Origin of the sequence: Micromonospora sp. NPDC049047 (genome assembly GCF_040649135.1) — a bacterium.
In the GTDB taxonomy this organism is placed as follows: domain Bacteria; phylum Actinomycetota; class Actinomycetes; order Mycobacteriales; family Micromonosporaceae; genus Micromonospora.
This window is the reverse complement of record NZ_JBEZEY010000008.1, coordinates 201,565-222,541: the sequence shown is the minus strand read 5'-3', so window position 1 is coordinate 222,541 and position 20,977 is coordinate 201,565. Positions and strand designations below refer to the sequence as shown.

At 68.8% G+C, this 20,977-nt stretch carries 19 protein-coding genes and 1 pseudogene; 13 read left to right on the top strand and 7 right to left on the bottom strand.

The window, feature by feature from the left end; genetic code table 11:
* Positions 1 to 53 precede the first annotated feature (53 nt).
* The 9 genes and pseudogenes from ilvD (at position 54) to AB0B86_RS15645 (ending at position 6,827) form a co-directional block, all read left to right on the top strand.
* Positions 54 to 1,901: a dihydroxy-acid dehydratase gene (ilvD, locus tag AB0B86_RS15685; protein ID WP_357418348.1), complete on the top strand. Its 1,848-nt coding sequence runs from the start codon at positions 54 to 56 to the stop codon at positions 1,899 to 1,901.
* Positions 1,902 to 2,054: 153 nt separating this feature from the next.
* Positions 2,055 to 2,897 carry a hypothetical protein gene (locus AB0B86_RS15680; protein WP_357418345.1) on the top strand — a complete coding sequence of 281 codons (843 nt, stop codon included), beginning with the start codon at positions 2,055 to 2,057 and terminating at the stop codon, positions 2,895 to 2,897.
* A 270-nt stretch (positions 2,898 to 3,167) separates the two neighbouring features.
* Entirely contained in the window at positions 3,168 to 3,431 is a 264-nt protein-coding gene (locus AB0B86_RS15675) for a hypothetical protein (RefSeq protein WP_357407868.1), read from the top strand.
* Positions 3,432 to 3,446: 15 nt separating this feature from the next.
* On the top strand, positions 3,447 to 3,707 hold the full coding sequence (locus tag AB0B86_RS15670) for a hypothetical protein (RefSeq protein ID WP_357407866.1): 261 nt from the start codon (positions 3,447 to 3,449) through the stop codon (positions 3,705 to 3,707).
* Complete coding sequence (locus AB0B86_RS15665) at positions 3,704 to 4,351, top strand: hypothetical protein (RefSeq protein ID WP_357418343.1); 648 nt, start codon at positions 3,704 to 3,706, stop codon at positions 4,349 to 4,351. The genes AB0B86_RS15670 and AB0B86_RS15665 overlap by 4 nt, the downstream gene beginning before the upstream one ends.
* Positions 4,338 to 4,763 (top strand): hypothetical protein, encoded by a 426-nt coding sequence (locus tag AB0B86_RS15660; protein WP_357407862.1) that lies wholly within the window; start codon positions 4,338 to 4,340, stop codon positions 4,761 to 4,763. The genes AB0B86_RS15665 and AB0B86_RS15660 overlap by 14 nt, the downstream gene beginning before the upstream one ends.
* A 279-nt stretch (positions 4,764 to 5,042) precedes the next feature.
* Positions 5,043 to 5,243 (top strand): annotated as a pseudogene (locus tag AB0B86_RS15655) (AAA family ATPase); the annotation flags it as partial.
* Positions 5,244 to 5,278: 35 nt separating this feature from the next.
* The gene (locus tag AB0B86_RS15650) at positions 5,279 to 6,244 is read left to right on the top strand and encodes an AAA family ATPase (RefSeq protein ID WP_357418341.1); all 966 of its coding nucleotides are present in this window, start codon (positions 5,279 to 5,281) and stop codon (positions 6,242 to 6,244) included.
* Complete coding sequence (locus AB0B86_RS15645; RefSeq protein ID WP_357407858.1) at positions 6,225 to 6,827, top strand: RloB family protein; 603 nt, start codon at positions 6,225 to 6,227, stop codon at positions 6,825 to 6,827. Before AB0B86_RS15650 ends, AB0B86_RS15645 begins: the two co-directional genes overlap by 20 nt.
* 31 nt (positions 6,828 to 6,858) lie before the next feature.
* Here AB0B86_RS15645 and AB0B86_RS15640 read toward each other — a convergent pair whose 3' ends face one another.
* Positions 6,859 to 7,713 (bottom strand): DUF3152 domain-containing protein, encoded by an 855-nt coding sequence (locus AB0B86_RS15640; protein ID WP_357407856.1) that lies wholly within the window; start codon positions 7,711 to 7,713, stop codon positions 6,859 to 6,861.
* Between the two features lie 436 nt (positions 7,714 to 8,149).
* Here AB0B86_RS15640 and AB0B86_RS15635 point away from each other — a divergent pair, with 436 nt between their 5' ends.
* Together AB0B86_RS15635 and AB0B86_RS15630 are read left to right on the top strand one after the other, a co-directional pair.
* The gene (locus tag AB0B86_RS15635) at positions 8,150 to 9,034 is read left to right on the top strand and encodes a helix-turn-helix transcriptional regulator (RefSeq protein ID WP_357418338.1); all 885 of its coding nucleotides are present in this window, start codon (positions 8,150 to 8,152) and stop codon (positions 9,032 to 9,034) included.
* Positions 9,027 to 9,221, top strand: a complete 195-nt coding sequence (locus tag AB0B86_RS15630) for a DUF397 domain-containing protein (RefSeq protein WP_357407852.1) — start codon at positions 9,027 to 9,029, stop codon at positions 9,219 to 9,221. Before AB0B86_RS15635 ends, AB0B86_RS15630 begins: the two co-directional genes overlap by 8 nt.
* Positions 9,222 to 9,357: 136 nt before the next feature.
* Here AB0B86_RS15630 and AB0B86_RS15625 read toward each other — a convergent pair whose 3' ends face one another.
* The 4 genes from AB0B86_RS15625 to AB0B86_RS15610 all read right to left on the bottom strand — a co-directional run bounded on the left by AB0B86_RS15625 (position 9,358) and on the right by AB0B86_RS15610 (position 12,193).
* A complete protein-coding gene (locus tag AB0B86_RS15625; RefSeq protein WP_357418336.1) occupies positions 9,358 to 9,834 on the bottom strand; it encodes a hypothetical protein in 477 nt (158 codons plus the stop codon).
* 72 nt (positions 9,835 to 9,906) lie between these two features.
* Positions 9,907 to 11,598, bottom strand: coding sequence for a SulP family inorganic anion transporter (locus tag AB0B86_RS15620; RefSeq protein WP_357407848.1), 1,692 nt, complete (start codon positions 11,596 to 11,598; stop codon positions 9,907 to 9,909).
* Positions 11,595 to 11,933, bottom strand: a complete 339-nt coding sequence (locus tag AB0B86_RS15615) for a metalloregulator ArsR/SmtB family transcription factor (protein ID WP_112604395.1) — start codon at positions 11,931 to 11,933, stop codon at positions 11,595 to 11,597. The genes AB0B86_RS15620 and AB0B86_RS15615 overlap by 4 nt, the downstream gene beginning before the upstream one ends.
* A gap of 134 nt (positions 11,934 to 12,067) precedes the next feature.
* Entirely contained in the window at positions 12,068 to 12,193 is a 126-nt protein-coding gene (locus AB0B86_RS15610; protein WP_357407846.1) for a hypothetical protein, read from the bottom strand.
* Between the two features lie 368 nt (positions 12,194 to 12,561).
* Between AB0B86_RS15610 and AB0B86_RS15605 the strand changes: the two genes are divergently transcribed.
* Positions 12,562 to 14,694, top strand: a complete 2,133-nt coding sequence (locus AB0B86_RS15605; RefSeq protein WP_357418333.1) for a GDSL-type esterase/lipase family protein — start codon at positions 12,562 to 12,564, stop codon at positions 14,692 to 14,694.
* 147 nt (positions 14,695 to 14,841) lie between these two features.
* Here AB0B86_RS15605 and AB0B86_RS15600 read toward each other — a convergent pair whose 3' ends face one another.
* A complete protein-coding gene (locus AB0B86_RS15600; RefSeq protein ID WP_357418330.1) occupies positions 14,842 to 17,292 on the bottom strand; it encodes a glycoside hydrolase family 2 protein in 2,451 nt (816 codons plus the stop codon).
* A 111-nt stretch (positions 17,293 to 17,403) separates the two neighbouring features.
* Between AB0B86_RS15600 and AB0B86_RS15595 the strand changes: the two genes are divergently transcribed.
* Entirely contained in the window at positions 17,404 to 18,423 is a 1,020-nt protein-coding gene (locus AB0B86_RS15595) for a LacI family DNA-binding transcriptional regulator (RefSeq protein ID WP_357407840.1), read from the top strand.
* A gap of 6 nt (positions 18,424 to 18,429) precedes the next feature.
* On the opposite strand, the gene AB0B86_RS15590 is transcribed toward AB0B86_RS15595, so the two are convergent.
* Positions 18,430 to 20,823 carry a GGDEF domain-containing phosphodiesterase gene (locus tag AB0B86_RS15590; RefSeq protein ID WP_357407838.1) on the bottom strand — a complete coding sequence of 798 codons (2,394 nt, stop codon included), beginning with the start codon at positions 20,821 to 20,823 and terminating at the stop codon, positions 18,430 to 18,432.
* Positions 20,824 to 20,977 lie beyond the last annotated feature (154 nt).

Here is a 20,977-nt window from a genome sequence, read left to right as displayed (position 1 = left end):
ACACGGCGCATACGCGGGTGGCTCGGCGCGGCGACGGTGTCATGCTGGTACGTATGCCTGAGCTGCGGTCGAGGACTTCCACACACGGTCGGACGATGGCCGGCGCCCGGGCCCTCTGGCGGGCCACCGGGATGACCGACGACGATTTCGGTAAGCCGATCGTCGCCATCGCCAACAGTTTCACCCAGTTCGTGCCTGGTCACGTACACCTCAAGGACATGGGCGGCCTGGTCGCCGACGCGGTCGCCGAGGCCGGCGGAGTGGGCCGGGAGTTCAACACCATCGCTGTCGACGACGGCATCGCGATGGGCCACGGCGGCATGCTCTACTCGCTGCCCAGCCGGGAGTTGATCGCCGACGCGGTGGAGTACATGGTCAACGCGCACTGCGCGGACGCCCTGGTCTGCATCTCCAACTGCGACAAGATCACGCCCGGCATGCTGCTGGCCGCCCTGCGGCTCAATATCCCGACAGTCTTCGTCTCCGGTGGCCCGATGGAGGCCGGCAAGACGATGGCGATCGAGGGCGTCGTGCACAGCAAGATCGACCTGATCGACGCGATGATCGCCTCCTCGAACGAGTCGGTCACCGACGAGCAGCTCGGTGAGATCGAACGCTCCGCCTGCCCGACCTGCGGCTCGTGCTCCGGCATGTTCACCGCCAACTCGATGAACTGCCTCACCGAGGCGATCGGGCTGGCGCTGCCCGGCAACGGCTCGACGCTCGCCACCCACGCCGCGCGCCGGTCCCTCTTCGTCGAGGCCGGCCGCACCGTCGTGGAGATCTCCAAGCGGTGGTACGACGGTGACGACGACTCGGTGCTGCCCCGCACCGTCGCCTCCAAGGCCGCCTTCGAGAACGCGGTCGCCCTGGACGTGGCGATGGGCGGCTCCACGAACACGGTGCTGCACCTGCTCGCCGCGGCCCGCGAGGCCGAGTTGGACTTCGGCGTCACCGACATCGACGCCATCTCCCGGCGGGTGCCCTGCCTGGCGAAGGTCGCACCGAACTCGCCGAACTACCACATGGAGGACGTGCACCGGGCCGGCGGCATCCCCGCGATCCTCGGCGAGTTGGACCGGGCCGGGCAGCTCAACCGGGACGTGCACGCCGTGCACTCCCCCTCGCTGGCCCAGTGGCTCACCGACTGGGACGTGCGCGGCGGCTCCCCGACCCCGAAGGCGGTCGAGCTGTTCCACGCCGCGCCCGGTGGCGTGCGTACCGTCGTGCCGTTCTCCACCACCAACCGGTGGTCGTCGCTGGACACCGACGCGGTCGGTGGCTGCATCCGGGACCGCGAGCACGCCTACTCGGCCGACGGCGGCCTGGCCATCCTGCACGGCAACCTGGCTCCGGACGGCTGCGTGGTGAAGACCGCCGGGGTGCCGGACGACTGCCTGACCTTCCGCGGCCCGGCGAAGGTCTACGAGTCGCAGGACGACGCGGTGACCGCGATCCTCGCCAAGGAAGTAGTCGCGGGCGACGTCGTGGTGATCCGGTACGAGGGCCCCCGGGGCGGGCCGGGCATGCAGGAGATGCTCTACCCCACCTCGTTCCTGAAGGGCCGCGGGCTGGGTAGGTCCTGCGCGCTGCTCACCGACGGCCGCTTCTCCGGCGGCACCTCGGGGCTCTCCATCGGTCACGCCTCCCCCGAGGCGGCCTCCGGCGGGCTGATCGCCCTGGTCCGCGAGGGCGACGAGATCGTCATCGACATCCCGGGCCGGTCCATCGAGCTGAACGTGCCGCAGGACGAGTTGGAGGCGCGACGGGTGGCGGAGGAGAAGCGCGACAAGCCGTACACGCCGGTTGATCGGCAGCGGCCCGTGTCGGCGGCGCTGCGCGCGTACGCGTCGATGGCCACCTCGGCCAGCGACGGGGCCTACCGCCGCGTCCCGGAGTAGGGGCGTCGACCCCAGCCGGGACCACCGTCACGCTCGCCTGATCGCCACATGCACACCCTGGTGGGCAGGTAAACCGAGTGCCCTTGGGTGGACTCCATGGACTAGCGTGGCGTCGGTCTATCTGGAAAGCCAGGTTCCTACGGGGGAAGAGGCATGAACGTGGCACTGTGGAAGAAGACCGCCGGGTTGACGATCGCGGCGCTCACCGCGTTCGCCGGGGCTGCCTGCAGCCCGCAGACCGATTCGACCGAGGCGTCAGACAAGCAGCCAAGCGTCCTGGAGTTGCTTGCCAGCGACCTCAAGGGGTCGCTGCAGAAGACGGTCGACAGCACCGCCAAGACCGACTCGGTGGCCCTGACGATGAAGGGCAACGTCAACGGTCAGAGCATCTCGATGCAGGGTCACCTGAACCTGGGTGACCCGGCCCAGGCCGAGTTGAGGATGACAGTCCCGGACGGCCCCGAGGTCACCGCTCGGATGATCGGCCCGGTGGTCTTCGTCGAGGTTCCGGCGGCGCAACGCGCGACCACCGGCGGGAAGCGCTGGATGAAGATGGACATGACCGCGATGAACGGCGGCAAGACGGGCACCGACTTCGCCAAGCAGTTCGATGACATGGACCCGATCAAGCAGGTCAGGACGTTGCTGGGCATCGAGGGCACGACCGTGGTCGGGCAGGAGACGGTGAACGGGGCGACGACCGTCCACTACACCGTCACCACGCCGGTGGCGACCTACCTCAAGCAGATCGACGCCAAGATGCGGGCCGCCAGCGAGCAGGCGTTCACCGCGCAGGGCGTCAAGGAGATCAAGCTCGACCTGTGGGTCGACGAGCAGTACCGGCCGCGCCGGGTGAGCCTGGTCATGGGCAAGGTCAGCGACATGGTCATCGACTACACCGACTACGGCAAGACGGTGACCATCGAGGCGCCGCCGGCGGCGGAGACCGCTGACCTGGCCGAGATGCTGAAGAGCCGCCTCACCACCACCACCTGACAAGCACCGCCCCGCTGCCCGGCCGGCGAAGAGACGCACCGGCCGGGCAGCGCCGTAACCTGCCCGGCATCGTCGCGGTCCGCGGCAGCAAAGACCGCTTCAGGACCGCGGTCCCACCGAGACACAGCTTGAAGAGTTCATCGCCGACGTGGAACGGATGGCGGCGGAATACCTGTAAGCGGCGGGGCTGCGTGCCACCTTCATCTCCGATAGTGTCCGTCCGACCACGCAAACGTGAACTCGTTGCGGGATCGTCAGACGGAGGGCGGCATGGCGAGCATCGAGGAAGTCAAGGCAGCGCTGATGCAGGCCGCCGAGCAGGGCAACGCCACCATCAACCAGATCCGGGCCGCCGCCGACAACACCGAACAGATGCTGGCCCGGCTACGCGCAATCTCCGCCGGCACCGGGCATCCGACGATCGCCGAGGCCATCGCCCGAGGTGAGCAGAGCAAGCAGCGCCTGGCCGAAGCCATGACCCTGGTGCAGGGCAGCTCAGAGGCGGCACGCCGCTACATCAGCGTCCTCGGCTGAGTATCGGCCGCAGCGATGAGCGTTGGCGAGGTCAAGGCGTCTCTCCGCGCCGCCATCGAAGCCGCCCGCCAGGGACGGCGGGTTTTCGACCAGGCAGCCTCTGACACGGAGGCAGCCACCCGAATGGCGGACGCCGTGCTGCGGGGCAGCCGCGACGACGACGTGGAAGCGGTACATCAGGCGCTTGTCGCAGCAAGCGCAGAGGTCGAACCGACCCGCCGCCGCTTCGACAACGCCGCCAAACACGCAAACACCTACCTCACCCGCCTCGGATGAGTGGCAGCATCGCCGAGGTCGTCGCGCAGCTTCTCGCCGTACGCGGAAAGCTCGACACCGCAGCCGTTACGGCGCTGCGCGCCCGGACGGACGCGGAGCAGGCCCTGGCGCACCTGGCCGGGGTGCAGCGGGGCAGCGCTGACCGAGGGTTGAGCGCGGCAGTCGCGGACGCCGAGGTGGCCCGCGACAAAGCCGGCCGCTACGCCCGCCTCCTGGCCGAGGCTGCCCGGCACATCACCGGGTATGTCAACACCATCGCCCCCGGTGCCGCCCCTACCGAACCGGCAGGGGGCGACGCCTCCCCGACGGGGGAACGTCTACTGACCGAAGCCGAAAGGCGTGGGCGCCGGGCCGACATCGCCTGGCGCAAACAGGTCCAGAAGGCCGACAACACCGAGGACAGCCTGAAGAATGCCGAGACCAACGCCAAAGCAGTATTCAAGTTTTTCAAGCAACAGCAGGAACGCCCCACAAGCGGCACGACGAGCCCTCAACCCACGCCGGCTCACGAACGCCCGCAGGTAGACAACCCGGTGACCGCCGTAGTGATGGCAGCTGGCGCGTTGGCGGTGACCGCGAAGGCCATATGGAACCATGGCAAAGCTCGACGAGCGAGGGAGCGAGACGAAGATGATCAGGCCTGAGCTGCCGGAGTACATCCGGACGATGGTGCGCGGCGATCACGCCGCCAACGATGCGGTTGAGGCAAGGCTTGACGTCGAAGGGTGGGACGGGCTTCCTCGCTTCCTCGCGGCGGTCTTCTTCCTCGCCGTCGATCGTCGCTTCGGCGAAACCACCGGGCGTGCTGAGGTCATCACGTTCGTCGGTGGCCTCCGAGCAGGGCTCGCTGACGGTGGACCCGAGATCGATGCTGAGGCCGCCGAGACACTGATCATGTCGATCATCGATCCGTCAATCGACTACTCGATCAGTCAGGAGATGATCGGTCGCATCCAGGCGGCCACGGTGCAGAAAATCCTTACGGAGGAAAACCTGACCGACAACGAGCTGGATGCCATGCTCGCCGAGGCGGTCAGGATCGCCTCACGGGCCTGAGGCGCGCAGCTTCGGCAGCGACTGCATACGCCGCGATTAAAACGCCGCCAGCGGCAAGGCTGGCCTGCATCGGCCCGTTGCGCCGCCTTCTCGTGGTTTACTCGCAGAGATGTACTTGTAACCGCCCACGAGCTAGGGGCATGCGGCCAATGCTGCTGAGTTTCCGCTTCGCCAACCATCGTTCTTTTCACGACGAGCATCAGCTGAACCTGACGCCCGTCTACGGCGACGGGGCCGAGGCCGACGAGCCGGCTCCGCAAGGCGGTCCAGGTCGTCGGCATCTTCGGAGCCAACGCGTCGGGCAAGTCGAACTGTCTGGGCGCGCTGGCGTTCATGCGACAGATGGTCGTGGAGTCTGACCGGGCGGTCGAGCCCGGGGTGGGGCTGTCCCGGGAGCCGTTCCGGTTGGATCCGCTAGCCGGCACCCAACCATCGCGCTACGTCGTCGACCTTCGGCTCGGCGGGATCAGACACACCTATGGCTTCACGATCGACGACGACCGGGTGCTGGAGGAGTGGCTCTACCACTATCCACTGGGACACGCCGGCGCGTCTTCGAGCGCGACGGTGACGTCTTCAACTGGGGTGAGGAGTCGGGCCGGCGCAGCGACCTGGAGCAGATCGCTGGTATCACCGCGCCAACAGCTCTATTTCTCAGCACGGTCGCGCGCTTTGGCCACAGCCGACCCCAACCGGATCCGACAAACCCACAGCCGTTGCATGACACCTACCGGTGGTTCTACCTGACAGGCCAACGGACTGACCCCAACTCCGGGCTGTCCGCCCTCGTCCGTATCGGCCAGTCGGATGCCGATGAGGTACGCCGCCTGGTCGTTGACCTGTTGCAGGCCGCCGACGTGGGGATCGTTGACGTCGTGATCGCCTCTGATTCGGGTGATGATCAGGCCGTCTGGTCCGACCTGCCAGCCAGAAGATTAAGCGACCGACTAAAGAAAGCCGTCGCGGCTATCCGGCCCTCGCCCCGCGTTCAGTTCGCTCATCAGGGCCCGCACGGCACAGCACTGCTTGACCTGCAGGACCAGTCGACCGGCACCCGGCAACTGCTGACCCTGGGTCTGCATGCCGCAGCGATGCTACGTACCGGCACCACAATGCTGATCGACGAGATCGATGCGAGCTTGCACCCGATCCTGACCGCCAAGCTCATCAGCCTGTTCCGTAGCCCGGCCGCGAACCCGCTCGGTGGCCAACTCATCTTCACCAGCCACGACGCCGCCCTGCTCGGCACCCTCGACGCTGAGGAGATCCTGCGCCGCGACGAAATCTGGTTCGTGGAGAAGGATAACGAGGGCGCCTCCTCGCTGTATCCGTTGACCGACTTCAAGCCTCGGAAAGAAGGTGAGAACCGTCAGCGCCGTTACTTGAACGGCAACTACGGCGCAGTTCCCAACCTGTCCACCGACCTGTTTGAGCAGGCCCTTGCCACCCGTGGAGGCTCGGATGACGCCCCGGCAGGGTGATCGGCGTGCCTCGGGCTCGATACGGTCCGGCCGTGGCCACGAGACCGATCTCCGCCGACGCGCATCGACCCGAGAGCAGCGGAAGACCATACTGATCGCCACCAATGGTGAATCCACCGAACGGGACTACTTCAACGGTCTCAAGCAGGAGGCGTGGGTGCGCCCTCGGGTGGTCGTCGTGGCAGAGCGCGGGTCCCCGGTCAACGTGGTACGAGGTGCGGCGCGGCGGCGGCAGCGCGACGACTTCGACGAAGCATGGGCCGTCTGCTACGTCGACGACTTCGCCACTGAGCCGGCAAACCGCGAATCTGCCGCTAACGACGTCAATCTAGCCTGGTCCAATCCCTGCTTCGAGGTGTGGCTACTGCTCCACTATGGCAACTGCACCCGGTTCGTGGAGAACGCCAAAAGAGCCCGCGACCTGCTGCGGGAGCATGACCCCTCCTGGGACAAGACCAGACTCAACTTCGGCAACTTCCGCGACCGGATTGAGGACGCCTGTCGGCGGGCTGGTCAACTCGACCCGCCCCCGGACGGCAATCCGTCGACCTCCGTTGGGCACATGATCGCTGCGCTTCGTTGATCAACGTTGCGGCGGGGCGGGGATCACCGGGTCAGGATGGTGCCCACGGTCCGCTGACGAACTGCCCGTTGCCGACGAACGGGCTGACGTTGGGCACGCACCCGCCCAGATCTATCGTCTGCGTCATCATGACCGGGGCCGGCTTGCCGCGACCGCCGCACTTCATGTGCGCGAATCCGAGGAAGTGGCCGAACTCGTGGTTGATGACGCCCGCGTGGTACTCGTCGATGCTGACCGGATATCCCGGTGAGCCCTGGAGCCACCGCCGCAAATTGATCATGATCGTCTTGCCGTACTTGCACGAGTAGACGCCCTCGGTGTCGACGCCGCTCGCGCCGCAGAGTCGGTCCACTGTCCTCGGTGTCGCGAGCCTCACGTCGACGTCGACCTTCGAGCTGCCGACCCGCTGGAAGGACCACGACGCCCGGTTCAGGTTCACCGCGGAGTTGGTGACCGGGTGTTCTGCGGAATCGGCCCACCCGTTCGGTGCCGCCAACACCTGCTCGATGCTCTCGGCGAACCGGTCCGGCTTCCAGGCCGGGATGTCACCCCAGGCGATGCCCTTCTCCACCGAGACGCTGTAGCGCACCCGCTTCCGGCCCGTACCGATCACGCGACCGTTGCCGGTGGCGGTGGTGAAGGTGCCAGCAGCCCGGGTGGGGATCTGCTCGTCGGTCGGAATATCCGGAGTCGGGCTGGAGGTCGGTGTATCACCGGGACGCGCAGCACTCGGACCTGAGCGCGGAACATCGCCCCGCCCGGAAGCCGGCGCCATCGCCGTGTCACAGGCGGCGGTCGCCATCACCAACACCAACGAGATCGGCACGAGCAGCCGTCCGTTGATCCACACGTTGCAGCCTCCAGGATCGATCACGGTCAGGAACACCGGAAGGCTATGTGGCGGCAGGTAAGGAAGATGTCAGGATGATCGGTATCGATACCGTGCCAGAGCTTGGCAGAGCGGACACGTCATCTCACGCTCCGTAGCCACGGGTGCGGTCATTGCAGGACGCTCCACCGCCCGTCCAGCTTCCAACTCCTACCGCTGGCGGCGCGGGTCACGGGTCCGAGCGAGAAGGCGTACCCCGTCGTCGTCGCGCCGGAAGGGCGCGCACGAAGCAGCACCACCCTTCCTGAAATTCCGACCGACACTCATCGGCGCGGTAATTGCGCGTCCACCGCCGTTTTCGGAACCGTCTTGTAAGGTCAGGGCGCTATCACAATGGATATCCGATCACATTGTTCCAGTATTCGTGCGCAACATTTACCTGTTGCAGAACGGCTGTCGGGATGTTGCAAAACTCAACAGGAAGGAGAGCCGGGTGGCCGATGACATGGGCTCGACGGTGCCCCGACGCCAGCTCGGCAGGGCGTTACGTGACTTGCGCACCGAGGCGGGCGCGACCCTCGACGCGGTCGCCGAAGCGCTGGAGTGCAGCCGTCAGAAGGTGTGGCGGATCGAAAGTGGGCTCGGTTCGGTGCGCGGCGTCGACGTCCGGGCGATGTGCGAGCTGTACGGGGCAACGGGCGAGCTGACCCGGGCGCTGACCTCACTGGCCAGCGAGACAAAGGCGAAGGGCTGGTGGCACGCGTACGGCGACGCCGTCCCGGAGTGGTTCGAGCTGTACGTGGGCCTGGAATCCGCCGCGTCGAAGCTCCGCTTCTACAAAAACAGCCTCGTGCCCGGCATCCTTCAGAGCCGGGACTACGCCAGGGGCATCTACCGCATCGACCAGCCCGACATGAGCGACGACGACCGAGAGCGCGCGGTCGAACTTCGACTGCAACGGCAGTCCCTGCTGACCCGTCGCCTACCCCAGGCTCCGCAGGTGCAGGTGATGCTCTGCGAATCGGTGCTCCTACGGCCGGTCAGCAGCCCCGAGATTATGGCGGACCAACTCCACAACTTGCTACGACTGACTCGCCTGCCGAACATCTCGATTCGCGTGTTGCCCTTGGCCGCCGGACCGCATCACGGCACCGTTGGGGGCGAGTTCGTGCTTCTTGACTTTCCGCTCGGGAACCGCACCACCCCTGAGCCTCCGTTGGTTTACAGCGAGGCGATCACCGGCGCCCTCTACCTCGACCGTCCCCACGAGTTTGCGACCTACGAGAAGGTCTGGTCGAGCTTGCTGTCACTCGCCCTCGATGAGGGACAATCGTTCCAACTGATCAATAAGATCATCGGAGAGGTTCACAATGGTTGACCTGACCGCCGCCCGGTGGCGCAAGAGCACCCGCAGCGCGGGCAACGGCGGCGAGTGCGTCGAAGTCGCCGACAACCTGCCCGACGTTGTCGCCGTACGCGACAGCAAAGATCCGCACGGTCCGGCCCTCACCTTTGCTCCCGTCGCCTGGGCCACGTTCGTCCAAGCGACCGCCACCATCCGCTGAGGCTTCGGTGGGTGTCTCGGGAGTCGCCCGGACACCCACCCGCAACGGCGTAGTGACAGAGAATAGAACGGCTGCCGAGAAGGCCAGCAAACTCGCCCACCTGATCAGCGAGGCAGCCGACCGCGTCAGCGCATAGTCACCCGGTGGCGAGGTTGATGGCGACGCCGATCGGGATGGACGCCGCCAGGCCCACGACCAGCCACCACAGTTGCTCGCGCCGGGCGCTCCGCTGCGCGGAAGCGGCCAGTGTCGCGATGCGCGCCACGTTGCGCCTCATGCCGGCCCGGCGGACACGGCTGGTGCTCGACACCATCAGCTGGTGCCTGCGGACAGACCGGGAGGCATACACCACAAGCTCGGGGTCGTAGTAGTAGTCGCTGCCGCCGCCTGTCGCAGCCGGGCCGCCAGCTTCACCGGTGCCGTGTCGACGGTGCCACCGCCCCAGGGTGCGGACGATCAACCACCACACCGCGCCGGCGGCGACCACGAGGACGAGGCTGGCCACGATCGAGGCGACGGCCCACGGATCGGGGACGACGAACCCCACGGCACCGACAGGAATGGCGGCCACGACAAGTGCCTTCGCCACGACTGTGGCGCTGAATTCCCGCATGTCTGTCATTGAACGGTCACCGCGCCACCGCACGTCCCCCGCTATCCGGAAGGCGACAGCAGGCCGTACCGCTCAGTCGGCGGGTACGACCGTCGGCTGGCCCATCGCAGGAAGCGCTACCGCGCGGGCGTACCGGATGGCGGCGGGGGTGTCCGGGAAGACCAGCCCTTCGCGGCGCAGGTCGTCAGCGACTCCGAGGGTGGCGAGGACCTGGTCGTGGGCGGGGGTGATGCCGGAGAGCAGGACGGTGATCCCGCGTCCGCGTAGCCGCCGGATCGCATCGCCGAGGACGTGTGCACCGGTGGCGTCCATCGTGGTCACCCGGGACATCCGCAGGATGACGACACGGACGTCGCTGACCTCGGAGAGTTCGAGGAGGAAGGTGTGGGCGGCAGCGAAGAAGAGTGGCCCGTCCAGCCGGTACGCGACGATGTGTTCGGTGAGCAGCGCGTACTCCTCGGCGTTGTGTTCCCCGGGGTCGAGGGGCACCTGTTCCAACCGGGCGCTGCGGGCCACCGCGCGCAGGGCGAGCACCACTGCAACGCCGACGCCGACCGCGACGGCGGTGACGAGGTCCCAGATCACGGTGACGGCGAAGGTGAGTACCAGCACTACCGCATCACCTCGGGTGGCCCGGGCCAGCGCCCACAGCGAGCCGGCCTCCACCATGCGGACGGTGGTGGCCAGCAGCACCCCGGCCAGGGCGGCGAGCGGGATCCGGCCGACCAACGGCGCGGCGGCGAGCACGATCGCCGCGAGGGCGACGGCGTGGGTGAGGGCCGCCAACTTCGATGCCGCCCCGGCGCGGACATTGACCGCCGTCCGGGCGATGGCGGCGGTCGCCGGGATGCCGCCGAAGAGTGGGGCGGCGAGGTTGGCCAGCCCTTGACCGAACAACTCCCGGTCCGGGTCATGCCGCTGGCCGACGGTCATGCCATCGGCGACGGTGGCGGAGAGCAGGCTCTCCAGGGCGGCGAGCGCGGCGACGGCGAGCGCACTGGGCAGCAGCACGCCCAGCGCGTCGAGGTCGAGGAAGCCGAGGGAGGGCGCCGGCAGGCCCTGCGGCAGCGCGCCGATCCGGGCCAGATCGACCGGGATGAACTCGGCGAGGACGGTGGCGGCTCCCACGCCGAGCAGGGAGAACGGCAGGCCGGGTCGCCACCGGGCACCCAGCAGCATCAGCGCCGCGACGGCGAGGGCCACCGCCAGTGCGGCCGGCTGCGGGTGTACGACGAAACGGGCGACCGCGTCGAAGGCGACGGCCCAGACCTTCTCTCCGTGCGCGTCGCTGATGCCGAGTGCGGCGGGTACCTGTTGCAGCGCGATGACCACGGCGATGCCGGCGGTGAAACCCTCCAGCACCGGGGTGGGCAGGTAGCGGACGTACCGGCCCAGGCGGGCCAGGGCGAGCGCGATGAGCACCAGGCCGGCCATCGCCCCGACCATGAGCACGCCGGTGGCTCCGAACTGCTGCACCACCGGGACCAGCACCACTGTCATCGCCCCGGTCGGCCCGGAAACCTGGAGGTTGGAGCCACCGAAGACAGCGGCCACCGCGCCGGCGATCACGGCGGTGATCAATCCGGCCTCGGCGCCCAGCCCGGAGGTGACGCCGAACGCCAAGGCCAACGGCAGCGCCACCACCGCCACGGTGAGCCCGGCCAGCAGGTCCCGGCGCGGTGAGCGGTGGACGGCCGCCCAGTCGGCCCGACCGGGCAGCAGCCCGAGGATCCGCTCTCGGGCCACCGGGATGGCGCGGCTCACCTGTCCGCGCCGGTGGCGCGTAGCTCCCCGAGGAGGCCGTCCCGGTCGGTGAGGACCGCGCCGAGGATCCGCCGCCCGGCGGCCAGCAGGTCGGCCACGTCCGGGGTGCTCAGCGCGTACATGACGAGGGGTCCGTCGCGATGTGAGGTGACCATCCCGGCGCGGCGCAGCACGGCGAGTTGCTGGGAGAGGTTGGATGCCTCGACCTCGATGACGGCGAGCAGGTCGCGGACCGGCTTCGGGCCGTCCTGGAGCAGTTCGAGGACCCGGATGCGCACCGGGTGCCCGAGGGTGCGGAAAAGTTCCGCCTTCGCCTGGTACAGCGGGACCGACATGAGCACCTCTCCCTATGGATGCGAAGACTTTAGCACTTGAAGAAGTCTTCAATCGTGGGCCGTGCGGGCTAGTGGTCCGCCACGTGATCAATCAGGCCCTCCACCACCAAGGGTCTGACCAAAGGCCTGTCCGCTCAGATGTCGTCGACGCAGTGCAGCACCGGGCGGCTGGTCAACGCCGGCGGGCCCAACGCGGCGTCGGCGCGCACGGTGAAGGTCGCCGACTCACCCGGGAGCAGGGTGGCGAGGACGGCGTCCACAGTGGCGGAGGCGTCGAGACGGCTCGGGCACAGTCGCGCAGCGCCGCACCGGCCGTGACCCGGACCCGCTGCCCACCGTCGACCGGCTCGACCGCGGCGTCCCGGGCCGGCGCCGGCCAGTCCACGTCCCGGTCCACGGCGAAGAACCACAGCGCCCGCTGATTACTCCGGCCGGCGCGATGCGCAATCGCGGTGAGCGGCGGAATCTGGTCAATCCACCTGATCCGTACGGCCAGGCCGCTCCTCTCACGTGGAGATCACTAGCATCGGCACGCATACAGGTCAATGGCCCATAGGGCTGTTACGCGCAGAGTCGTCAGATCCTAATGTGTCAACCACGTATTTTCATGAGTTGTCACGGGGGTGACATGCGCAATATTGGACGTTTGCTGTGCTCATTGCTGCTGATGGCGGGATTTCTAGCAGTAGCGCCCACACCGGCACAGGCGGCGGTTACCAAAATGATGATTGTCGGCGACTCGATCAGCCAGGGATCCTCTGGTGACTTCACCTGGCGCTTCCGTCTTCACGAGAGACTGGCCACAACCGCTCCGGGTGCAGTTGATTTCGTGGGCCCAAAAACCGACCTCTACAATAATGTAACGAATCAACACGGCTCGACCGCCTACGCAAACCCGTCATTCGACCAGGCCCACAACGCATTTTGGGGCCGCCGGCTGTCCGACGAGAAGATTGCAATTTCCGGCAAAGTCGCAACGTCGGGGGCCGGCGTCCTGCTCGTGCTACTCGGAATCAACGACCTCGTGCAGGGAGCAAGCCCGAGTCAGGTTGCCCAAGACATGCGGGGCTTCATCGCCAACGCGAGGTCGGCCAACCCCGGGGTGGATTTCATCATCGGTCACACCCTCTCCCGGTACGACATCTGGCAGTCCACTCCGGAAAACGTCCAGGACACCAGGCAACTGAACGTGCTCTACGATCAACTCGCGGCGGAACTCAACACCTCCAATTCGCGAGTCACCATCGCCAGCCCCGATTTCGAATGGTACCCCGAATACTACACCTGGGACGGAACTCACCCGAATTCGACAGGCGAGGCACGAATTGCTGCTGCCTTCACGGATGCGCTCGCCGGATTGGGGATTGGTTCGCCGTACGGAAGCCGGCCATCGTTCGTCCAGTGGAACAGCACCGGTAATCAGCCGAGCGTCGCACCGCTCGACAGCGCAGCCTCGCTCACCTGGGCCAGCAAACCGGGGGCAACTGGGTACCTCGTCGAACAGCGCAACGTCACGCTCGGCGAAACCGCCTTCACCCGGCTCCCCTACCCGGCGAACGGCACCAGCTTCGTCTCGAAGTCTCTCGCTCCGGGGGCACGAGTGGAATTCCGAATAGTGCCCACAAAGGGCACCATGATCGGCCGCCCCGGCACTCCCACGGCAGTTACGGTCGGCGGACCCGACCCGTCCAGCCGACCGACGCTGACGGCCGCTCCCGCGACCGAAAACTCAATTCGGCTATCGTGGAGCGCGGTCCCGAACGCGAGCGGCTACCACATTGAATATCTCGACCTGACGAAGTACCGCACCGAACCGAACTGGATTCGCCTACCCTGGCCAATTCCTGGCACCACTTTCACGCAGGACGTCCTCTATCCTGGCCACTGGTACAGGTTTCGGGTTGTTCCGGTAAACGGGTTCAACGAAGGCACACCCTCGCTGCCTGTCGAGGCGCGCACAAAGGGACGGCCGTTTGACCGTTACAAGAAGATCAACTCCCTTGGAGATTCCTACTCCTCAGGGCTGGGCGCCGGTGGGCAGGGCGGCTACACGGGTGGCAACTGCAAGCGAACGACAAACGCCTGGCCCTACTTCGTAGCGCCCTTCGACCGGTCGAGTTTCGATCACCAGGCCTGCTCGGGTGCGACCATCCCGAGCTTGCGGGCCGGACAACTTTCCACCGTCTTCCACAACCCAGGCGAGGAGGGGTTGGTAACACTCACCATCGGTGGGAACGACGTCGGCTTCGGCAACTCGCTGCAGACCTGCCTGACCCAGACTTCTTCCTGCGCTGGCCTCGAACCGTCCATCGCTGACAAGATCGACAACCTCAAGCCCAGCTTGGTGTCGCTGTATTCGGACATTCGAACCCAGGTTCCGGGCGCCGATATCGTGGTCGCCGGCTACCCCTTACTGATCGAGCCGCCAGGATCAGGCGACTGCAATCTGTTCGTCAACCTTCAATTGAAGGATGACGAGAAGTACATGATTCTGCGCCTCGGCGCTCGACTGAATGCAGTGATCAAGGACGCGGCTCGCACAGCCGGGGTCATGGAAGCCGTGGACGAGACGGTGGCCCAGTTCGACGGCCACGCGGCCTGCTCGACGAACGGCGAATACATCAATCAAACCGCTGCCGGCGCACTTCCATACGATGCTTCCGGCAGCTTCCACCCCAAGTCTTCAGGGCAGACGGCTTACTCCATTGCGGTGAACAACCGTTTGACCACACTCTTCAACGGTGGCTGGACTCGACGTTGACCGACGCGTGGGGCGGGCGTCGCCCGCCCCACGCCACGGGCCGCCTCGCGACTTCTGCGACTCGGCGGGCACCGCGCGGTATTCCTCGGACACGGTTACTCAGCGGCGGTCTCGGCCACGTCCCGGTGATCTCGTCCGGCCCTTTACCTAGCTCCGCTCGATGTCGTTGACGCAACGCAGCACCGGACGGCTGGTCAGCGCCGCAGGGTCCAGCGGCCCGCTCGCCCGCACGGTGAAGGTCGTCGACTCACCCGGCAGCACTGTGACAAGCGCGGCGTCCACAGTGGCTGAGCCGTCCAGGCGGTCCGGGAACAGGACCAGGTCGCGCAGCACCGTACCGGCCGTGACCCGGACCCGCTGCCCACCGTCGACCGGCTCGACAGTCGCGTCCCAGACCGCCGCCGGCCAGTCCACGTCCCGGTCCTCGGCGAAGAACCACAGCGCCCGCTCCGCGGTGTCACCGGCCTCCGCGACAAGCAACTCACGCCGGGCATCCTCCGGTCGTGCCAGCTCCGCCGGCAGCGCCAGCGTCACCGCCGAGTACGCCGGGACGTCCAGCTCCACCGTCGTCTTCGCCCTGGGCTCGCCGGTGAGGGCCACCCGGCTCACCGAGGCCGAGGCCTGCCAGGGCGTGCCGCCGTCGTTCACCGCGACCAGGGCCAGCCCTCCGTCGCGGGGCTGGACGGTGAGCAGCCGGTCGGCGTACGCGTGGCGCAGGGCGTACCACAGGGGTTTGCGACGGCCGTCGCCGTCGACGGCCGACCAGGAGGTGACCGGCCAGCAGTCGTTGAGCTGCCAGACGATGGTGCCGGCGCAGATGCCCCGGTGGGACCGGAACTGCTCCACCCCGAGCTGGATGGCGCGGGCTTGATTGAGTTGCGTCAGGTAGTGCCAGTCGTCGAAGTCCGCAGGTGCGGGCAGGTGGGCGTCCAGCCCTCGTTGGAGCTTGGCGTCGCCGTTTGCCGCCTTCTGGTGGTGCGCCATGCCCGGTGAGTCGTGCGCCAGGGGGTCGTCGCTCAGCGCCCGGCGCACTGTCGCGTACGCCGGTGGGGCCTGGTAGCCGAACTCGGCGACGAAGCGGGGCACGTACTCCCGGTATCTGGTGTAGTCGTCGGTGTTCCACACGTCCCAGATGTGGGTGGTGCCGTGCGCCGGGTCGTTCGGGTGGATCGTCTCGGTGCCCGACCAGGGGCTGCCCGGCCAGTACGGGCGGGTCGGGTCCAGCTCGGCGACGGTCCGGGGTAGTACGTCGAGGTAGTAGCCGCGCCCCCAGGTCCGCCCGGCCAGCGGCTCCTGCCAGTCCCAGTCGTGCCAGCCCCAGATGTTCTCGTTGTTGCCGGTCCACAGCACCAGCGACGGGTGGGGCGTCAACCGGGTGACCTGCTCGGCGGCCTCGGCGGCCACCTCGCTGGCGAACGGCTCCTCCTCCGGGTACGCGGCGCAGGCGAAGAGGAAGTCCTGCTGGACGAGGAGCCCCCGCTCGTCGGCGAGGTCGTAGAAGTCCGCCGACTCGTACCGGCCTCCGCCCCAGACCCGCAGCAGGTTGACGTTGGCCTCGGCGGCCTGGTCGAACCGGTGGGCGAGCCGGTCGCGGGTGATCCGGGTGGGGAACGTGTCGTCCGGGATCCAGTTGACCCCACGGACGAACACCGGGACGTCGTTCACCGACAGTGTGAACGGGGTGCCGTGCTCGTCAGGGGTGGTGTCGAGTCGCACCGAGCGGAAGCCGATCCGGTGTGACCAGGTGTCCAGGGTGTCGCCAGCCGCTGCGTGCACTGTCACCTCGATCGGGTGGCGTGCCTGCGCGCCGTACCCCCGGGGCCACCAGAGCGCGGGCTCGCGGACCGTGAGGGTCAGCACGGCCGTGCGCTGCCCGGCCGGAACGAACACCTCGGCGTGCGTGCCGGCGACGACGGCCCGGACGGTAAGCGGAACGTCGGCGACCCGCTCGATGTCGATGTGCAGCTCGACCCGGCCGTCGCGGCCGTCCATCGTGACGAGTGGCCGGACGGCGGCCAGCCGGGCGGTGGACCAGGCGTGCAGGCTGATGTCCTGCCAGATGCCGGCCGTGACCAGGGTCGGCCCCCAGTCCCAACCGAAGTTGCAGGCCATCTTGCGGATGAAGTGGAACGGCTCCGGATAGGCGTTGGGCCGGTCGCCGAGCCGCTCCCGCTGCGCCTCGGCGTAGCGGTACGCGGAGTCGAACGCCACGGACAGGTCGTTGTCGCCGTCGCGCAGCAACGCGCGGACGTCGAACCGGTAGCCACGGTGCATGTTCGCGGTGCGGCCTACCTCGACGCCGTTGACGGTGAGCGTGGCCACGGTGTCCAGGCCGGCGCAGACCAGGTCCACCCGGTCGTGTTCGCCGACGGGGCGCCGGATGCTCGTCCGGTAGTGCCAGTCGGTGCGCCCGATCCAGGCCACCGCCAGTTCGTTGTCGTCGAGGTAGGGGTCGGGGATCAACCCGGCGTCGAGCAGGTCGGTGTGGACGCACCCCGGCACTGTCGCGGGCACGGCCCGACCGGCGATGGTGTCGGGAACCTCCGCTCCGGGTGCCGCCCGCAGGGTCCAACCGTCGTAGAGTGCCTGTCGGCTCAACTCCGCACCGCACCTTCCGCATCGAGAGACGTCCACTGAACCGGATAAGCTGAGCCACCGTATGGTTCGGATTTCGGACTGTCAACGGCCAGCTAGCGAAGGAGCACGCCGGTGAAGCGGCCGACCATCGCCGACGTCGCCCGGCACGCCGGCGTGTCCAAGGGCGCGGTGTCGTACGCGTTGAACGGGCAACCCGGGGTCTCCGAGGCCACCCGACAGCGCATCCTGGCCATCGCCACGGAGATCGGGTTCCGCCCGAGCAGCGCCGCCCGCGCGCTCTCCGCCGCCACCGCCGGGGCGGTCGGCCTGGCCCTGTGCCGACCGGCCCGGATCCTCGGCATCGAGCCGTTCTTCATGGCGCTGATCAGTGGCGTCGAAGCCGAACTGTCCGCCCGCTCGTACGCGCTGACCCTCCAGGTGGTGGCCGACCCGGACGCCGAGATCGCGGTCTACCGGCGCTGGTGGGGCGAGCGTCGGGTGGACGGGGTGCTCGTCTGCGACCTGCGCACCGACGACCGCCGCATCCCCGCCCTGGAGCAGCTCCAACTGCCCGCCGTGGTGATCGGCGGGCCCGGTGGCACCGGCGCGCTGGCCAGTCTCTGGTCCGACGACGCGGCGGCGTTGACCGAGACGGTGGAGTACCTGGTCGCGCTCGGGCACCGGCGGATCGCCCGGGTCGCCGGCCTGCCCGACCTGCGGCACACCGAGATCCGCACCGAGGCGTTCGCGACGGTGTGTCAACGGCTCGGTCTGCTCGACGCGGTCACCGTCTGGTCCGACTACACCGGCGAGGAGGGCGGGCGGGCCACCCGCCGGCTGCTCAGCTCCGCCCGGCGGCCCACCGCTGTCATCTACGACAACGACGTGATGGCCATCGCCGGGCTCTCCGTCGCTCAGGAGATGGGGCTCGGCGTTCCCGCCGACCTGTCCATCGTGGCCTGGGACGACTCACCGCTGTGCCGGCTGGTGCACCCCGCGCTGACCGCGCTGGGCCGGGACATCCCGGCGTACGGCGCCCACGCCGCCCGGCAACTGCTCGCCGTCATCGGTGGGGAGCCGGCGCGCCGGGTGCAGGACGAGACGCCGCAGCTGACCCCGCGGGGCAGCACCGCACCACCCCGAGAGAGATGAACCGGTTCAGCGAGATGCTGACGGAAACTCCTCGAAGTACGCCTCCACCCGTTCGGCGGTCGCCGGGCGGGCCAACGCGAACCCCTGCCCGTACCGGCAGCCACCCCGGCGGGCCACCTCGACCTGCGTCGACGACTCCAACTCCTCGGCGACGATCTCGACGCCCAGCCGCTCACCGACGTTGACCACCACGTCGATCAGCGGTGGTTGCCCGTCCGGCCGGGCGCTCACCAACTCCGGGCCCACCTTGAGCAGGTCGATCGGCAGCCGACGAAGCTGGGCGAGCGAGGCGTGCTCGGCCCGGAAGTCGTCAAGCGCGGTGCGGACGCCAAGCGACCGTAGCCCGGCCAGCCGGGCCACCACTGTCGTCAGGTCACCCGCCACCCTCGGCTCGCTCACCTCCACCACGAGCCGCTCCGGCGGCACCCCGTACGCGGCCAGCACCGCCGCCGTCCGCTGCACGAAGTCCGGCGTCGTCAACTCCCGGGTGGTGACGTTGACCGCCATCCACAACTCCCGGACGCCCACCGACCAGTTGGACAGCTGCCGGCAGGCCCGGTCCAGCACCCACCACTCCAACTCGCCGACCAGGTCCAGGTCCTCGGCGACCGGCAGCAACTCGGTCGGAAGCACAGTGCCGAGCACCGGGCTCCGCCAGCGCAGCAGTGCCTCCGCGCCCACCGGTTGCCCGTCGGCCAGGTCGACCACCGGCTGGTAGACGAGATCCAACTCGCCCCGGGCCACCGCCCCGGGCAGTTCGCGTTCCAGGTCGAGCCGGCGTACCAGTTGTTCCTCCAGGAACGCGTCGTACCACTCGACCCGGTCCCGGCCCAGTTGCACCGCCCGCCGTCGGGCCAGCTCGGCCTGACGGAGCACGTCCGCCGGTCGGTCCCCGCGCACCTCGGCCAGCCCGATGCTGGCCTGTACGCGCACCGCCGAGCCGGCCAACAGGTAGGGCGGGGCCAGCGCGCCGAGCAGCCGGGTGCCCAGCGCGTACGCCAGCACCGGGCCGGCGGGGGTGACCACGGCGAAGCCGGCACCCGCGCAGCCGGTGACCAGGTCCTCGGGAGCGATCACGGCGCGCACCCGGTGCACCGCCTCGGCCAGCACGTCCTCCCGGGCGGTCGGGCCGATCACGTCGGCGACGTGCAGGTCCACAAGCAGCAGCGCGCCGGACGGTGCCGGCACGTCGCCGATCGCGGCGAGGGCGTCCAGCAGGGCCGCCCGGTCACCGGGCGGACCACCGCCCGCCGGAACGGGCAGCCGGCTCAGCGCCGACCAGCCGGTGCCATCCGCCGGGGTCCAGGCCGAGCCGGCACCCTGCGCGGTCGCCGGGTCGGCCGTGTCACCGGCGGGGTGGGATTGGTCGTGCCCGGGGTCCGCCGACGGAAGAGCACCAAGCCAGCGTGGCTGGACCGCATGGCGGTGCCGCACCTGGCTGCCGGCGGATCGACGGTGGGCGGCGGGTCGCGCCATACCGGCCGCGTCACCCGCACGCAGCAGCTCGCGGAGCACCAGGGGCGGCACCGCCGCCAGGGCCAGCAACACGCTCGTCCGATCCGGTGCGTGGCCGGAGGCCACGTGCAGACCCGTCGCCAGCAGGACCACCGCGGCGGGCAGCACCGACCGGGGCCAGGCCGAAGCGATCGCCGCCGCCGGCTCGGTGCCGTCCGCGTCCGCCGCGTCGACAGCTCCGACCGCGACCAGCAACATTCCGAGCACCAGCGGGGGTACGGCCAGCAGGGCCACCCGACCGGTCGGCGCGGACGGCAGCGCGGCGAGCAGCACCAGCCCGCCGAGGGTCAGCAGGACACCGCCCCGGCAGACCGCTGTCCCCGAGCGTGGCCGCGGCCCGGCGAACGCGGTGAGCGCGGCCATGCCGAGCCCACCGAGCGCCAACGCGGCAAGCAGCCGGGGCGCAACCGGCGGGCCGGCACCGGGCAGCAGCAACCAGCCGGCAAGGGCGAGCCCGACGGCCGGCCCGGCCGACTCGACGAGCCCGCGCAGCCGAACCCGGACAGCCGGGCGCGTCCGGCCGGGCAGCCGGCGCAGCCCGGCCCCGGCGAGGGCCGCCACGAGTAGCGCCCCGACCAGCACGGCGACGCCGTGCCCGCCACCGGCCAACGGCAGTGCGACGGCGGTCAGCCCGGCCGTCACCACCGCCGCGTCGAGCAGCACGCCTGCCGTTCGCGGTGACCGGCCCACGCGGCGCGAGACGGCCAGCCGGGAGAGCCGTAGCCCGGCGAGCGTGGCGCCGGCACCGGCTGCCGACGCGATCACCACCGCGGTCGGCACCAGGTCGAGGGCACCGGCGAAGAGGAGCAGCGCCACCGCCGTGGACGTGGCGGTCTCCGGGGCCCGGCGGGGGACGAGGACGCGGAACGGGTACGCGAGGAGCACGGCGGTCGCCTTCGTGAGGGGGCACGGGGCGGTACGACGGTGCGGGACATCGAACATTCCTGGTCCGCTGTCCAACAATTGTGAACGATCGGCGGCCAAATCGGTTACGTGTCGGTCACCCAGAGGAGACAACGACCTGTGTCACTCTACGACG

Bases quoted from the DNA above. Each gene is read 5' to 3' on its own strand.
- AB0B86_RS15665 (WP_357418343.1), top strand. From the start codon at position 3,704: ATGAGTGGCAGCATCGCCGAGGTCGTCGCGCAGCTTCTCGCCGTACGC.
- AB0B86_RS15670 (WP_357407866.1), top strand. From the start codon at position 3,447: ATGAGCGTTGGCGAGGTCAAGGCGTCTCTCCGCGCCGCCATCGAAGCC.
- AB0B86_RS15675 (WP_357407868.1), top strand. From the start codon at position 3,168: ATGGCGAGCATCGAGGAAGTCAAGGCAGCGCTGATGCAGGCCGCCGAG.
- AB0B86_RS15680 (WP_357418345.1), top strand. From the start codon at position 2,055: ATGAACGTGGCACTGTGGAAGAAGACCGCCGGGTTGACGATCGCGGCG.
- AB0B86_RS15645 (WP_357407858.1), top strand. From the start codon at position 6,225: ATGACGCCCCGGCAGGGTGATCGGCGTGCCTCGGGCTCGATACGGTCC.
- AB0B86_RS15660 (WP_357407862.1), top strand. From the start codon at position 4,338: ATGATCAGGCCTGAGCTGCCGGAGTACATCCGGACGATGGTGCGCGGC.
- AB0B86_RS15605 (WP_357418333.1), top strand. From the start codon at position 12,562: ATGCGCAATATTGGACGTTTGCTGTGCTCATTGCTGCTGATGGCGGGA.
- AB0B86_RS15615 (WP_112604395.1), bottom strand. From the start codon at position 11,933: ATGTCGGTCCCGCTGTACCAGGCGAAGGCGGAACTTTTCCGCACCCTC.
- AB0B86_RS15630 (WP_357407852.1), top strand. From the start codon at position 9,027: ATGGTTGACCTGACCGCCGCCCGGTGGCGCAAGAGCACCCGCAGCGCG.
- ilvD (WP_357418348.1), top strand. From the start codon at position 54: ATGCCTGAGCTGCGGTCGAGGACTTCCACACACGGTCGGACGATGGCC.
- AB0B86_RS15625 (WP_357418336.1), bottom strand. From the start codon at position 9,834: ATGCGGGAATTCAGCGCCACAGTCGTGGCGAAGGCACTTGTCGTGGCC.